This is a genomic window from Halomonas colorata (assembly GCF_014897985.1).
In the GTDB taxonomy this organism is placed as follows: domain Bacteria; phylum Pseudomonadota; class Gammaproteobacteria; order Pseudomonadales; family Halomonadaceae; genus Vreelandella; species Vreelandella colorata.
Window position 1 is genome coordinate 25759 of sequence record NZ_JABUZA010000020.1, and the last position, 15003, is coordinate 40761.

Consider the following 15003-nt stretch of genomic DNA (forward strand, 5'->3'; position numbering starts at 1 on the left):
AAACAATCGGTCCTATTCACTACCTTAAGTGCCCCCGCCGCTACCACTGCCGATGACGACATCTCCACGGTTAACCGAATGCCCTGTTAACCCAACGAGTTTACCGTCCACGAAAATTGTGGCGGAGGCACTGCCTGCGATGACAGATGAGGGAGCATAACCGTGGTGCTCAGTACCAATGTCCTCTACCGATACAAATTCCTTGCCAATATTGAGTGCCCCTTTTTCAAGCCAGGGTGTGTAGTTAACATCCTTAGATCATTTTATTCATCCCACTGGGCGGGCGCCTCAAAGCTTGCAACGTTATCGGCATCTACGTGCATGCGCTGAAAGCCTGCCGCTTCGAGGCTTGAAACGGCTGAGGCGCACTCCAGCGGTAAACGTACCTGTATGGGTACGCCATACAGTGTGCGCTTGGCCGCCTGAAGTAGCCGCGTGCCGTGGCGGCTACCTTTCCAATCACTATCGATAAAGAAAAAGCGTAGTTGCCAGGCGGCTTCGTCATCGGGGCGGCACGCCAGCAACATGCCCAGCGGTGGCCCTTCACCATGGCGTAGCGCCAGTAGCCTGCCTTGCCAATGGGCAACCTGCTGCTGCTCACGCTGAAGCCAGACCTGACGATGAACAGTAAATTCCAATGCACGCCTGAGCGTATCCAGGTACGCCTTGTCACGAATGACCCAAGGTGAATGACCGCGCGCATCGGCTTGGTATACGGCTTCAATAAAGCAGTCTATATCTTCACTCTGTGCTTCCACCAAGTGCTGAACCGCGGACTGCAGCACCGAGCGCTGGGGACGCTCGGCACGTGATGGAAGCGAAAAAACGCGTTTAAGTATCGTTAGCATACGTTTCCTGCTCCGCATAGAGGGCCGATGGCAGTTGGAAGCCCGCTACCAGCGAACGGCTGAAGGGGTTTTGGCCACCGTTCGTACCTAGGCGGTAGCGCATGCTGCCCCCATCCACTGTAAAGCGAACCTCAAGATTGCGTTCGTCCTCACGGCTTAGCTCAGCTTCATCCAGCAAGCGGAACCATGCCCAGGCGCCGTCGCGCGATATGCTGCGGGGCGAGCGGTTGACCTGGCTGGGCACCAGGGTGATACGACTATCGGTGCCGCCGCGCAGCGCATTGGGCCAGATCATCGAAACACGACTTGCCGCACTGTGCGTGTACTCGATCAGTTGCCCATCAACGCTGATAACGCTACGCCGCTTGTCCGGACTCAAGCTGATCGGCTCTAGCGCAAACTCAACGTCCAGTGCGCCATCTCGATCAAAATAGGCGCGCTGAATTTTTTCAGCGCGCTCAACTGCCACCAGCACGCTTTCACGCAGCAAGGAATTTCCCTGAGCATCCACCAGATACTCGGGCGCGCCTTCGATAAAGGGTTTGAGGTTGTCTTGATAGAACGTATCCAGAATGCCCGAGGGTGCGAAAAAATCCTCGAAATCATTCAGTGCCACATCACTGGATGCGTTGGGCACCAATGGATAACGGCCTGCCAACTGGGTCTGATAAGGTGCTACCACCGCATCCAGCCATAAGGTTTCCAGATGACTGATCGCGCGCGCCATGATGAGCTGCCAGCTCTGATCAGCTAGGCTTTGCAGCATGCTGGCTACCGGCTCAGGTGAGTTTTCAGCGATGCGTTGCAGATTATGGATGGGGTCGCTACCGCGCAGGGAAAGCCTATCGCGTGCTTGGAGGAAAGCTGCCTGACCTGAGTCCCCCGCCTCTTCAATATCCAGCAGGTAGTCACGCAGTTCTGCAATGGCCTGTTTGATTTCGGAAAGTTCTACCGCGCTGCTGCCGTTCTCCTGGGCAAGCTGATTGATAGCCCTGAAGGGCTGCTCGATAGCATGCGCCATCTGGTAGCGTTGCGAGTTTTCCAGCGCTTCACGCGCTGCTTCGTCATCCGCGGGAAGCTCCGGATAGAGGCTTGTATTGCCCTCCACCTCGGCCAACAGACGATCAAGCGGCCGCTGAGAGCCTGCCAACGCATCGGCAACCACAATCGCTTGACGAATATCGGGCAGCGGAACAAGGAAGGTATTACTCAAGGCATCACGCCAGCTTACGTGGTAGTCGCTGGTATAGTGCTCGCGCAAGTCATCCTGCAACTGGCGCTGATCAGCGCTGCTGAAGTTGATATTGTCACGCTGGCCTAATACCCATAAATCAATAAGCGCAAGCTCGGTGGCCTGGTCCAGCTGCTTGAGGAACCCATTTTCAAAGCCGTTCTGGGTAACGAAATGAGGCAGCTGCAAATAGGCAGGCTCGTCGTTTCGCGCCATGAAGACCGTGTTGAACATGCTGCCTACACCATGACGCAAATCCAGTGCATCGTTTTGACGCTGACTGTTGGTCTTCATCGTGGCATACACACGCTCGTCCATCGGCTGGCGCGACAGTTCTTCCTGTGCAGCGTTCAAGCTACCGCGCAATGGTGTCATCGCAATTTCAGCCTGGCGGTCACCCTGCGCAATTCGTCCTTCTAAATCGCCATAGCGTAGCGCGTAGTCCAGGTGCGCCAGCAAGTCATCCTGAACAGTACCTTGCTGAGGGAACAGCAGTTGCCAACGGCGCTCCATGAAGTCGTGTACGCGCTCAGGTTGACGACCACTGGCATCGGACATCATGCGCACAATCCTCAATAGCGCCAGCTTGCCGTTGCTGCCCTCCGCTTCACGGTTCATATCGTCAACGATGCCCAGCATGATGGCGGGCAGGAATTGATATTCCAGCATGGCCAGATAGGCATTCTCGATTTCCCCACCGACAAAATGGCCCTGATAAAGCCCCATGTCCGCCAGAAAGGGCGAATGTGTCCGAAAATCGCCAAAGGTCTGCAGCGCATCGCGCAGACGATTCAATGGCTCTAGCATTTCATAGCCCGTCGGGTCATCGTTCTGGAAGGTGTCTGGCTGCGCGGCAATAAAGGATTCCATGCGCTGCTCAACGCTTGCCAATGCAGCAGAGTTTTTCTGGTAGAAGTAGCTCCACCCACCTATAAGCAAGACGCTGCCAGCGATGCAGGTAAACACGCACGCCTGACGTACTTTCTGGCGTTGACGCATCACCTTGGCGTTATCCCCGGCAAGCCCTGCCTCCGGATAAATGACCTTTTCAAACAACTCTTCGGTAAAGTAAAGCGCATTGCGCGCCGCACGGTGGGCCGGCTGTACGCTGTCTGACATGCCATAGCGGCGTGCGGCGGCATCAACAAAGGGATCTTCGGGTACGCCCTGTTGGTATACCGATGTGAAGTACGTACCACGTACAATCGCGGCGGTTGAGAACTGATCGCTGGAAAGAATATCGTTCAGAAAACCAAAAAGCACATCGCGCAGGCCAGCCAACTGACGCACAAAGCGGAATATGGACTCACGTTCCTCACGATCACGACACTCGGCAAGCATATTGGGCATGAGACTGTTCAAGCGCTCCAGCATGCTGTCATAAGCACCCAAGAACTCTTTTTCCCACTGCCCGGCCGAATCTATCGACTCAGGGGAGAAAGTAAATCCTAGCGGCGCCTTACGCTCGGCACGCGAGTAGCGACGGAAAAAGTCATCAAAGCCATGCAGCAGGTCCATTTTGCTGAACGTGACATAAACCGGCAGCCTCGAACCATGGCGTTCCATAAGCTCACGCAGACGACTACGCAGCAAGGCAGCATACGCCTTGCGGATTGTGACCTGCGCATGGCTCAACCGTGCCAGATCCAGTACCAGCACGACACCATCCAAGGGGCGCTGCGTCCGGTTACGATCCAACCAGTCAACAAAATGATCCCATAGTCGGCTCTGCAGGGCCTGAGGCTCGCCTTCTTCCAGAGCGCCCTGGGTCAGCAGCTCGCCATCGGGGTCAATCAAGACAGCCTTGTCGCCGATCCACCAGTCAAATCCAAAAAGCTGCTTCTTTGCTTGACGCCCGGAAGCCTTCATCACGTGAGTGAGCGTGAAGTTTTGCCCTGAACGGTTGATCAGGCTGGTCTTGCCTGCATTCTCGACCCCCATCACCAAATACCAGGGCAGTCGATAACGCCCTCTTGAGCCCGCCCCCAGGCTATCGATGATCTCGCTGAGCACCTGATTCAAGGATGCTTCCTGGCGCTCGACTTCGGCAAGAATGGGGTCTTCGCTGCGTGCTGCTTCGCTCTGCTGTTGGGTATCCACCTCCTTCAAACGACGTGCAAGACGAATCCCCCATATCACGGCAACGACCGCCACAAGCACAACCGTTGCCAACCATCGATTGGTCAAAGAGGCTAACGGATAGTGATCACGAAATGACCACCCGGGACCAAACCACCAAATGGCAACGAGCAGTAACGCTGCCAGTAACAGCCATATCACCGAGGATGCTTTAGTTAATCCCTTTACCCGGTTACCGCGTGCCTTCGCTTGATTATGAGCACTTTGTGCCCGCGAAAAACCGGGCACCCAGCGGCTCAACCTGGATTTTATCGTTGTCCACATGCGCCTTTAGTCCTCGTCCCTAGTGGTCATATTGGTTTACGTTATACGGTTAGCGATGATTGCAGCCGAGACACCAGGCCTGGCTCCCACTGTTCAAGCGCCAGCGTGGTCACCGTGTCGTATAACGTTTGATAGTGCTGGTGTGCCAAGCTCTTCAAACCGGCCTTTAGTAAAAGATCCGCGCTGGCAAGCCGCCAATACACCGCTTCACGCGGTGAGCTGGCGCTGGCAAGCCCTTGGTCAAGCTGCTTGAGCGCGGTGGCCAACCCTTCGCTATCCAGTGCTTCTAGCGCCGCCTGGTAGCTCTCCTGCCAGACATCGCCCTGGCCCGCGGGGGCTGCTGCGGGCGTCGCTGGCTGGTGTAACCAGCGCTGCGTTTCTTCCTCCACAAACGGCGTGCCATCGTTAAACGTCAGTTTTTCAATACCGGGTAAGCGGGAGACAAAACGGCGCGTCTCTTCACAGATGGCATCGGCACAGCGCGAATGCCCCAGGTGTTGAGCAAGTTCAGCACTCAGGCGATGTCCTTCAAGCCAGTAAGGGCTAACCGCCAGACTGTTCTCGATCCTTTGCCATAGCGCCAGATCTCCACCCCGCGACAAGCTATCGCGATACTCCGCGACACGATCCCCCGATACGGGCGCCAGCTCAGTACGCCCACCGTTACGCGACATGGGCAGCGCCTGGATGACACCCCAGACGGCGTAGCGGCGGAGCCGGTAAACCAGTGGTTCACCAGGTGATTGCTCGGCCAAAAAATCCGCCATTTTAAGAATCGCCTGCCGGTTAGCGCGCTCATTACCCGACTCCATGCGAACTTCAGGCAGTTTTGCTGTGGGGGCTGATGTCTCATTCGATGCCTGCTCTTCTGCAGATATCGAGGGCGTATCGCCAGCACTGGGCGAAGTATTCGTGGCGGACGTGCCTTTAGCCGGCTGCAGGCTTTCAATTTGCCGCTGCAACTCATCAAGCGCCTGATCTGGTAATGCTTTCTCCGTTACGGTTGCGCGCAACACCGTCAGCGCGTTGATGCAGTGCTGATATGTTTCTTCGTCGCCAATACGCACACTGCTCGCCAGCTTGGCCGTACGTTGGGCAATTTGCTGGAACAGGCGAGGGCGCATCTTGGCGCCGCGCGGGCCTGTAAACGGGTAGGCAACGTCCCACCATGCGGTCAAGCACTGGCTCAGCAGTTGCAGCGATAGCGTAAACCGTCGGGCATTGCCCTCTTGCTGAAAACAGTGCAATAGATGGCTTAATACCTTCGCGTCCTTGCCTTGCTGGCTTAGCATGTCGATAGCCAGCGTTTCGGCCGCTACCCAATCAACCTCGCCATGCTGGAGCGAACCAATTTTCATCATTTCCGCTTCGAGCTTTAAAAAACTGCTGCTTTCTTCAACCGGCTCCCCTACCGCATGACCTTCGGCATTTTTCTCTAAAGGCGCCAGTAAAGGCGCAAGCTGCTCTGCATCGGTAATACGCATCATCACCTCACCAGCCGCAGTTTTCGCGCAAGGGATCTATCATGTCGTTCAGCCCGGTGACATCAAAACGCAGCCCATCCAGTGCGACGACATCGCTTTGCAAACGTAGATCGCTTGCATTCAAAAACTGCCTCAATGTTTCGATGGCGGGCAACCCCCGCCCACCACTAATCACATGGCCATCGTTTCTGATCCGCCACTGCTGATTGATAGAGCGATTGCTGGATGAAAGCTGCACCTCTACGCGAGTACCTTCAATAGGCTCAGGAAGATGTAGCTGAAAGCGTGTGATCCATTTTTCACACGCAATCACCAAGGTCGGCCGAGGTGGAGTGGTGCCAAGCGCTGGCGCACTCATCAACACATCTTCACCCTGTTCACTGAACAGCAGGCCGGTATTTTCTTCTGTTCGCTGCGACTCTTGCCGTGCAATCGCATCCCACAAGGCAGGTAAAGCGCTTCCGTCGTTGTCGGGTTTCTCCGGGGCAAGAAAAATCTGGTCATAGCAACTCAACCGGTCCAAACGTGAGTTTTCCTGTGCACAGGTATGCGCGGCATCAAGCAGTGCCTGATCATTCGCCGTGGCTTGCATAGTGGTGACAGAGCCTGCGCACAGTGCTATCAGCATGGCCAGGCCATGTTTTCGCAATATCATGTTCATTTTGTATCCAGTTCCAGCAGCCGACATTTATGCGCGAGCGTCCGTTTGGGTAGCCCTAAACTTTTGGCGACCTGGGTTCGGTTACCATCAAAATGTGCCAGTCGTTGGGAGATGATGGCCGCTTCCACATCACGCAATGCCTCTTTCAAATCATCTACATTCTCCAGAAAGGAGAGTTTTTCCTGAGGTGCAAGAGGCATGGGTGACGATGAATCCGGCGCTTCGGCTTGGATCGTTGGCAACATGCCAACATCGATATCCGCACCGTCAGGCGTCATTGCGCAGGCATAATCCACCAGGTTCTTGAGTTCACGCACATTGCCTGGATAGTCTCGGGCGTTGAGTACGCGCAACGCGCTTGGGGTAATCCCCATCTCGTGGCGTCCCTCTCTTGCACAAAAGTCCGCAATGAAGCACTCGGCGAGCAAGGCGATATCGCCCTGTCTTTGTGAAAGTGGCGGCAGCGCTAACGGGAACTGCCCCAGGCGGTAGTAAAGATCCGCCCTGAATCGCTTTTCGCTAATATGCTCACGTAGCGGCTGGTGGGTGGCTGCCACTAGCCGCAGGTCAGCGTAACGCTCATTACTCGCGCCCAGCGGGCGATAGCAACCGCTTTCCAGCACACGCAACAGTTTGGCTTGCAGGGCTAGCGGCATATCGCCTATTTCGTCCAGAAACAGAGTGCCACCATCAGCCTGGCTGATAAGCCCTTCGCGCGCATGATCCGCGCCAGAAAACGCGCCTTTCTCATGGCCAAACAGTTCAGATTCCAATAGCGCCTCAGGAATCGCGGCACAGTTAATCGCCATGAAAGGGCCTTTGGAGCGCGCTGACAGCTGATGCAGCGCCCGCGCCACACAGTCTTTCCCGGTACCGGTTTCCCCTTCTAACAGCACTGCCAGATTGGTCTCCGCTGCACGAACCACTTTCCCGCGCAGCGCTTGCATAGCCGCGGATTGCCCCAATAGACCCTTGGCAAGCTGGTCTGCAAGCGCTTGGCGGCGCGCCCCATCATTGAGTTTTTCGAGCGATGCTTTAAGCACTTGTGAGCGCTGTCGCTCACCCTGCTCTTGAGACAGGCGTTGCCATAGCTGACATACAAATGTTTCAAGCGCGCCCATTCCCGGATCATCAACGAGCGCTTCGAGCGTGCTGGCGTCCCCTGCCATCACTAACGCGCCCAGCCAGGTCTTGCGGCTATCCTGTCCGCGAAGCGGCCTCACCAGCAGGTGAAGCTGGGGATTCAGACACGCGATCTGTGCCTGAAAGTCAGGATGATCCAAGCGCGTCCGCGCATCCCTTACGCTAAGCAGTAACGGCTTGCCACTGCGCACTACATGCGCGTAAGGGTGACGAAAATCGCTGCAGTCGAACTGGGCTTCACTGTCATCCAGACCGAGCCAGCGGCCGCTGCCCTCAAGATATAGACATGCTGACCACGCCATGCCTACCTGACGACGCAATAACTCTGAAACGCGCTCACGCAGCACAACCGAAGTTGAGCTTTCTACCAAGCGCAGTGCCAGTGGCATCGCCGCTAACTCACGATGCCATGGACGTTCACTAGGTGCCGTAGGAGCAGCTGCAATGGCCGTCATCGCGTTATGCCACACTGGCGGTAAAAGTGCCGTGCTCGCTGTCTACACCCAGCTCCACACGCGTTACCGATTCTCGACGTGCCATACGCTCCAGCAGCGCGCGTGAAAGCGGCGGCAGCAACTCACCGTCAATGACCGACTCCAGCATACGCGCGCCGTTTTCGCTGCGCGTTGCTCGGCGGCATATGGCGTCCGTCAAAGCGTCATCCATCACCACCTGCGCCTGACGATGTTGCACCTCAATACGTTTCACCAACGTAGCCAGCTTGGCGCCCACAATGTCACGCAAGGTATCGTCTGCCAGGGGCAAGTAAGGCACTACTTCCATGCGTGCCAACAACGCGGGTTTGAAGAAATCGGCAAGAACGGGATAAAGCGCGTCATCCAGTGCCGCCGCGTTATCAGCGTGCGTTACGATCGCTTCGTACCCCAGGTTGGAAGTGAGGAAAAACAGCACATTCTTGCAATCGATAATGCGCCCTTCCCCATCGGCCAGCTCGCCTTTATCAAACGCCTGATAGAAGAGGTTCAAGACATCAGGATGTGCTTTTTCCACCTCATCCAGCAGCACCACCGAATAAGGACGCTGGCGCATGGCTTCGGTTAGCAGACCGCCCTCACCAAATCCGACATAGCCGGGAGGAGAGCCAATCAACCGGGAAACCGTGTGCTTCTCCTGATACTCGGACATGTTGATCGTGGTCAGGAACTGACGTCCGCCGTAAAGCTGCTCGGCGATCTGTACCACGGTCTCTGTCTTGCCCACGCCGCTGGGACCGACCAGCAGGAAAGCACCTAACGGGCGCCCCGGGCGGCGCAGATCCGCACGTGCTGTCAGCAGGTGGCGATGCACCCGCTCGATCGCGATGTCCTGGCCTTTGATCAGTCCCCCCAAGTGGCTCGGCAGCTCCGTGAGTCGGGTCAGCTCGTCACTGGTCATGCGTTCCACAGGCACGCCCGTCCAATCACCAATTACCTGGGCAATCTGTGCCTCTTCAACGCTTGGGTTTACCAGCGCATGCGTCTGCTGCAGGCGCGTCAACTGCTGCTCCCGCTCGGCAAGCTCGGTGTGTAGCTGCTCAGGCGTGCAAAATTCAGCGGGATGATCGTCACCCTGGGCACGTTCGTCTGAGTTATCCAAGAGCTGACGGTGCAGCGTGACAATGGCGTCAACGCATTCACGCTGCTCCTGCCAGGCGGCTTCAAGCGTCGCGAGTTCTTCTTCCAGCGTGACCAAGCGCTCGTTGAGCGTTTGACCTACCGAGGCGTCTGGCTCTCGTCCCAGCAGCCTTTCACGGGCTAACTGGTCGCGCTCGCGCAGAGCGGCGGTGTGTTCACTTTTCAGGTGGCTTAGCTTGCGTGGCGGCGTATCCAGCGCTTGCGCCAACCGCGTACATGCCGTATCCAGCACATCGATGGCTTTATCGGGAAGTTGGCGCCCCGCCAGGTAGCGGGCAGAAAGAGACGCCGCGGCGCGCAGCCCACTATCCCCGATCAGCACGCCGTGGGCGCGCTCATAGACATCTCGCAGCCCGCGCAGGATTACCAGCGCTTGCTCTACGCTGGGCTCAGAAAGCGCCACAGGCTGAAAGCGTCGTGAAAGCGCCGGATCTTTCTCGAAGTACTTCTTGTACTCGCGCCAAGTAGTCGCGGCAATAGTGCGCAGTTCACCGCGTGCCAGCGCTGGTTTCAGCAAATTAGCGGCGTCACCTCCGCCCTCCTGGTTGCCCGCGCCAATCAGTGTGTGCGCTTCATCAATAAACAGCAGCGTGGGCCGAGGCGCGTTCTTGACTTCATCGATCACCGCTTTAAGGCGTTTTTCAAACTCGCCCTTCACCGCGGCGCCAGCCTGTAACGCACCCAGATCAAGCGTTAAAAGTTCGACCCCCTTGAGCGCTGCTGGCACTTGACCCGCCACGATTCTGGAGGCTAGTCCTTCAACCACCGCGCTTTTTCCCACACCGGCATCACCAATCACGATAGGGTTGTTCTTGCGCCGGCGGCCCAGGATGTCGAGCATTTGGTCAATTTCTGGATCACGCCCCAGTACCGGGTCCAGTTCGCCGCTACGCGCCTGCTCGGTCAGTGAGGTAGCAAAGCGCGCCAGCGCGCTGTCGCTTTCGCGTGATACGTTGTGGGCAGCCCCTGATTTTTCACTCTGTTCATGTACTGCTTCCGCTGAATCTGCCGTTAGCGTTTCAAACCGCCGGCGTAGATCCTCGCGATTGATATCGGCCAGCAATCGGCTGGTAGCACTGCTCAAATAACGTTCCACATTGTGCAGGAGTGCGATAAAGATCACCCCGCTACGCAGCTCAGCGTGCTGGTATTCGGTGGAAGCCAGCAGCCAAGCGTCCTGCAGCAACTCAACCAGAAGCGGTGAAAAACTTGGTGTTACCACGTCGAAGTCGCGGGGAGGCCGGGTCTCTTCGCCAAGTTGGGCACGCAGATTGGCAACGTCAATATCGAAGTGATTGCATAAACTACGCACATCGCAAAGCGGCTGGTCGCTTAGCGCCTGCAATAGATGGGCGGCCGTCACTTCAGGGGATTGTTGCTGGGCACACAGCACGGCCGCCTGTTCAAGTCCTTGACGGGCGATAACACTAAGACGACCAATCAATGCCGAAAGCTCTACCCTGAGCATAATGCCTCCTAACGATGAAGTTGATTAAGTAGGGATGTTACGTGCTCGGCCTGCTGATCAAGCGCCCATGAAAAGCCTAAATAAATCAGTGTCATGCTCACGAAAAAAACAGCAAATATGGCCCAGCTGGGCATCCCCTGACTGGCACGCTGGTGGTGCGTATGGACGACATTGCTCAGCGGTGTGGTGAGGATTTCATCTGGCTGAGGACTCAAGCCCGCAAGCTGATCACCCAGCGCGCGGACAATCCTTTCGTATTCCTCGCGGCCATCGGACATGACCCGATAGCGCCCCTCGAACCCCAGGCATAGGCAAAGATAGATAAATGCCAGCATGTCGAGGTAACGCTCGGGCTCCTGCTGCAAGCGAGCAAGAATCGAGAACACCTTTTCACCGCCCCATGTCTCGTTATGAAAACGTGTCAGCAACGAATGCTCGGCCCACTTGCTTTGCCGCCCCCAGGACATTCCCATCACAGCTTCATCAACAAACGAGCAGAGCACGTAGCGATAGGCCAGCAGGGTGGGTCGGTCATATCCCTGCTCTGTCAGCTCGATTTCAATGGAAGTGACCTCATCGACCACTTGTCGATACAGGCGGTCTATATCACCGGCACTGTCCAACTGTCTTACCCGTACCACCATGCCCAGCAGGCTGCTCGCGGCATCAATCATTGGATTGATATTGTGGCCACGCAGGCGAAACCAGTAGTCCTCATCGGCATTCAAGTGATCGGCGTGCTTGTGTATCAATACATCCAGGCTGCTGTCCTGGATGAGATCCTCGTGCCGCACAGGATCTTTACGATCAGCAACACCCACGGCACCACCATTCCCTGCCGAATCTGTTGTTAAGTGCTGCATGTGTTAGCTCCTAATGGCCCAAAATTGCATCTCCAGCCCAGGGAATTCGCCCGCCACGTGGAAGGCAAAACCACTGGCCCCGACCAGCATCGACCACGCTTCACTTTGGCGATCCAATTTGAAGTAGGTGTAACCGGCGTGATAAGGCAGCTCGCGTGGCGCCACCGGCAGCGCTTCAAGCGGCACGCCCGGCAACTGCAGGCTGATCAGATCGCGAATCCGCTCGACACTGGCAATCTTGGTCTGTTGTAAAAAGAGCTTACGCAGGCGCTCATTGGGCATATCGGCACGTACCGCTAGAATGAACTCAGCGCTTTCAATCAGCGTGGTGTCGTTAAGCGATGCCACCAGCAGGCCAAAACGACGTGTCTGCAGCTGAATAGCAATCGCACGCGGCTCGAGTACGGTCGAAAGCGCCTGGCGAAGCATGGTCATCAAGGGACGAAACGCCCGATCTGGAAGGTCATGATCGTAAGCAGGACACTCAGGCGGTAAGCGGGACTCGTCAGTAAAGGTCACCAACTCACAGGCAACCTCATGCATGGTGTCGTAGAGGCGTTCAGGATGCAGGTGCCCCAAGCGAGCCAGATGCTGGAAGCGCGGCTGAGCCCTATTTAATAGCTGCAGCAGCATGAAGTCAGAGACATCGGCAACGCCCGCCTGCTGCGGCGTTGATAGGAGCTGTGCAATATTTCGCGCCCGCTCACGCATCAGGCCGGCCATTTCGCCCACAAAACGCAGCAGCCCAGGAGCCGCCTGAACACTCATCAGCGTGGGCAGAAAATGCTCATCGAGTACCAGGCTGCCATCTGGACGACGCTCGATAATGCGGGCAACAGCCAAGCAGGCGTAGCCACTTCTATCGTCGTTTTCCAGCATCAGGCGAGGCGCGACCTTCGCGACCTCCAGATCAGCTATAACACCTTCTTGCGAATGCAGGTCGCGCACACTTTGAGCAGCGAGCCGGTAACGAGCAGGCAGCTCATCGTCCGGCCAGCGGACCTCACCCACGCCGTCGGTCGACAAGGGTATACCCAGGTAAACCACCTGATTGGCAAGGCCCGCGTCATGTATTTGCAAAGGCGTAGGTTCAAGGTCGTCCTCAGGAAAGCGGAAAGCCACACCGTCCGGCGTCACGCCACTGGCACGACCAATGGCGACTCTACCAAAACTCAAGAACTCCCGATTAAGCTCAAGCGATAAAAACCCATAGAGGTAATTACTGACGCCTTTTAACCGAGCATCAATCAATCCTTCCATGCTGCGCTGCTGCTGCTGGAAGTGCTGAGGCTTGATAAACAGCCCCTCGCTCCATACCACGCGGTTACGGCTGGCCATCACTCCTCCTTCCTTAGTTCCACTTCGCTATCGCGTAAATGCACCAGCAAATGATAGTGCTCTCCACTGCTGGTTATTTTTACGACCTTTTTCCATTCAGCTTCATTAGGCGATGCATAAAAGGCTATCAACCCGATATAGCGTGTCTCTTCGTCAACCTCGAAAGGCTCATAGAACTTCCACTGCCCGGGGAGCAAGGTAAAATCGTCGTGGGTCAGATAATTGGTACCCAAGGCCTTTTCCAGATCGTCGCTAAGCTGACCTAAATCTGCGGCCATCAGCATGGAATCATCTTTTAATTGAAGTACTTGAAAGCGCAGCGGCGTTCCCTCTCCTTCAATATTAGGATTGACGTTGGGCTCAGCCACCATGCTAAGGTCGACCAATGTAGGCCGCTCCTCTGGGTAGCCAACAGGTGTTGAGGGATCCTTAAATATCTCCCAGGTTTTACCCGCCGCTTCGCGTGTGGAGGCGCATCCGCCAAGCATTATTAATATGAACAGCAAAGCCGCTATGCGAAGCGCGTTGGCTGCGTTCATGGCGCCTCCCGCTGCTGGCGCCGCACAGACTGGTCATAGGCTTGCTCGAATACTTCCCAGAACAGTTTTTGGAAGCCTTGCTGGCGCCCTGAGTTAAGCTCGCGGTAATAGTGCTGATACATTTCCCATGCCCAACTGCCTTCATCATCAATACGACTTGAGGCACCGCGGTAGGCGTGAAAACGGCGGGTCAAGGCGTCAGGGGAAAAAGCATCCAGTATGGCGCCCAGTGCGCTACCAATGGCTTCCTCGACGGCCGCTTGATGCTGGCCTTGATGCCGCAAGCTTTCTGCAACCGCCTCAGGAGCTGAAAGGTGGACAGGGCTTCTTTCGGCAGCAAACAGGGTGCCAGCCGTATCGTCGTAGCTCTGGCCAAGGCGCAGCGGATTATCTTCGATAGGCTGCAGCCGACGGTCACGCAGCGGGTACTTGCTATCGTTTTGCGTTTCCTGAAGCTTGCACAGCCCTTCGATAGTCGCTCGCAGCGTGCGCCCGGCCTCTTCTAGAAAGGCATGCTGCTCCTCGGTATTACGAAAATTCAGCGTTAAGCTCATTCCGCGTAGCAAGGGATCTACACTGAGATGGTCGAAAGAGCCTGCCGTGGGTGATGTCCAGCGATCTTCCAACTGCTCGCCAACGGAACGTTCCAAATCGTCTAGCTGTTGCTCGTCCATCACACGGCTCCTTAACTGCGTTGTACCTATATGGGCTTTAATATCTGGTATCTGCGTTGCGCTATCGCGTGAGTGCTGGCCTCCGCGAGAGGCAGATGCATAATGATTTTTCTGAGCGGGGCGGGATGCTGGCATATCTTCCAAGGGCTCAAGCTCGGCAGCACCTCCCGAATGTCGAGAAAGCGCGGTGACAGGATCACGGCTGGCAAGTGACGATTCGTCGCCTCCCAGCGCTTGTAAGGGGTCATCCTTTACGCTTTCCTGCGGTGATACGTCGCCCTCCGTTCCCGATAAGGGCCGGCCCTCTCCATCAACGGTCTCATTATCTTCATCGACGACATCAGAAAGCGACTTTCCCCGGGCATGAAAGGCATTGACACCATCCAGGTGCACCTTGACCTTGTACTCGCCTACCAGTATCTGATCACCGTTACGCAGCGCCACCTTACGGTTACGCCCAATCGGTAACGTGGCCTGATTAATAAAGGTGTGTCCGCTGCGATCAATCAGGCAAAACTGACCATCACGCTTCAAGACTTCTGCATGGCAGGGATGAACCCGGCGGGCGTGATCCTGTAATAACCAGTCGTCGTCGCTGGCGCTTCCTAACGTTCCCCCTTCCGGTGGAAAAACGTGGCTGCTTGTCGAGCGTCCTTCTAGCAACTCGCTATTGGTAATAACCATCATTAGTGCTGACTGCTGATTAGTACTCATATC

The 15003-nt window shown here is 56.2% G+C and carries 10 protein-coding genes; all 10 read right to left on the reverse strand.

Going from position 1 to position 15003, the window contains the following annotated elements; translation table 11 throughout:
* Window positions 1–263 precede the first annotated feature (263 nt).
* From INT33_RS11385 to tagH, 10 genes are read right to left on the reverse strand one after another with little or no spacing between them, the layout of a single operon-like run.
* Window positions 264–848 carry a GNAT family N-acetyltransferase gene (locus tag INT33_RS11385; RefSeq protein WP_192539197.1) on the reverse strand — a complete coding sequence of 195 codons (585 nt, stop codon included), beginning with the start codon at window positions 846–848 and terminating at the stop codon, window positions 264–266.
* Window positions 832–4482 (reverse strand): type VI secretion system membrane subunit TssM, encoded by a 3651-nt coding sequence (gene tssM, locus INT33_RS11390; RefSeq protein ID WP_193091927.1) that lies wholly within the window; start codon window positions 4480–4482, stop codon window positions 832–834. The genes INT33_RS11385 and tssM overlap by 17 nt, the downstream gene beginning before the upstream one ends.
* A gap of 41 nt (window positions 4483–4523) precedes the next feature.
* Window positions 4524–5966 (reverse strand): type VI secretion system protein TssA, encoded by a 1443-nt coding sequence (gene tssA, locus INT33_RS11395; RefSeq protein WP_193091957.1) that lies wholly within the window; start codon window positions 5964–5966, stop codon window positions 4524–4526.
* A 7-nt stretch (window positions 5967–5973) separates the two neighbouring features.
* Window positions 5974–6627 carry a type VI secretion system-associated protein VasI gene (gene vasI, locus INT33_RS11400; RefSeq protein ID WP_193091928.1) on the reverse strand — a complete coding sequence of 218 codons (654 nt, stop codon included), beginning with the start codon at window positions 6625–6627 and terminating at the stop codon, window positions 5974–5976.
* Entirely contained in the window at window positions 6624–8225 is a 1602-nt protein-coding gene (locus INT33_RS11405; protein WP_193091929.1) for a sigma-54 interaction domain-containing protein, read from the reverse strand. Before INT33_RS11405 ends, vasI begins: the two co-directional genes overlap by 4 nt.
* Window positions 8226–8229: 4 nt before the next feature.
* On the reverse strand, window positions 8230–10872 hold the full coding sequence (gene tssH / locus INT33_RS11410) for a type VI secretion system ATPase TssH (protein ID WP_193091930.1): 2643 nt from the start codon (window positions 10870–10872) through the stop codon (window positions 8230–8232).
* A gap of 8 nt (window positions 10873–10880) precedes the next feature.
* On the reverse strand, window positions 10881–11735 hold the full coding sequence (icmH, locus tag INT33_RS11415) for a type IVB secretion system protein IcmH/DotU (protein ID WP_193091931.1): 855 nt from the start codon (window positions 11733–11735) through the stop codon (window positions 10881–10883).
* 3 nt (window positions 11736–11738) lie between these two features.
* Window positions 11739–13073 (reverse strand): type VI secretion system baseplate subunit TssK, encoded by a 1335-nt coding sequence (tssK, locus tag INT33_RS11420; RefSeq protein ID WP_193091932.1) that lies wholly within the window; start codon window positions 13071–13073, stop codon window positions 11739–11741.
* Window positions 13073–13612 carry a type VI secretion system lipoprotein TssJ gene (tssJ, locus tag INT33_RS11425; protein WP_192539190.1) on the reverse strand — a complete coding sequence of 180 codons (540 nt, stop codon included), beginning with the start codon at window positions 13610–13612 and terminating at the stop codon, window positions 13073–13075. The genes tssK and tssJ overlap by 1 nt, the downstream gene beginning before the upstream one ends.
* Entirely contained in the window at window positions 13609–15000 is a 1392-nt protein-coding gene (tagH, locus tag INT33_RS11430) for a type VI secretion system-associated FHA domain protein TagH (protein WP_193091933.1), read from the reverse strand. The genes tssJ and tagH overlap by 4 nt, the downstream gene beginning before the upstream one ends.
* Window positions 15001–15003: the final 3 nt, after the last annotated feature.

What these genes read in the sequence shown, in the direction of transcription:
- INT33_RS11385 (WP_192539197.1), bottom strand. Translation starts at nt 848, where the DNA reads ATGCTAACGATACTTAAACGCGTTTTTTCGCTTCCATCACGTGCCGAG.
- tssM (WP_193091927.1), bottom strand. Translation starts at nt 4,482, where the DNA reads ATGTGGACAACGATAAAATCCAGGTTGAGCCGCTGGGTGCCCGGTTTT.
- tssA (WP_193091957.1), bottom strand. Translation starts at nt 5,966, where the DNA reads ATGCGTATTACCGATGCAGAGCAGCTTGCGCCTTTACTGGCGCCTTTA.
- vasI (WP_193091928.1), bottom strand. Translation starts at nt 6,627, where the DNA reads ATGAACATGATATTGCGAAAACATGGCCTGGCCATGCTGATAGCACTG.
- INT33_RS11405 (WP_193091929.1), bottom strand. Translation starts at nt 8,225, where the DNA reads ATGACGGCCATTGCAGCTGCTCCTACGGCACCTAGTGAACGTCCATGG.
- tssH (WP_193091930.1), bottom strand. Translation starts at nt 10,872, where the DNA reads ATGCTCAGGGTAGAGCTTTCGGCATTGATTGGTCGTCTTAGTGTTATC.
- icmH (WP_193091931.1), bottom strand. Translation starts at nt 11,735, where the DNA reads ATGCAGCACTTAACAACAGATTCGGCAGGGAATGGTGGTGCCGTGGGT.
- tssK (WP_193091932.1), bottom strand. Translation starts at nt 13,073, where the DNA reads ATGGCCAGCCGTAACCGCGTGGTATGGAGCGAGGGGCTGTTTATCAAG.
- tssJ (WP_192539190.1), bottom strand. Translation starts at nt 13,612, where the DNA reads ATGAACGCAGCCAACGCGCTTCGCATAGCGGCTTTGCTGTTCATATTA.
- tagH (WP_193091933.1), bottom strand. Translation starts at nt 15,000, where the DNA reads ATGAGTACTAATCAGCAGTCAGCACTAATGATGGTTATTACCAATAGC.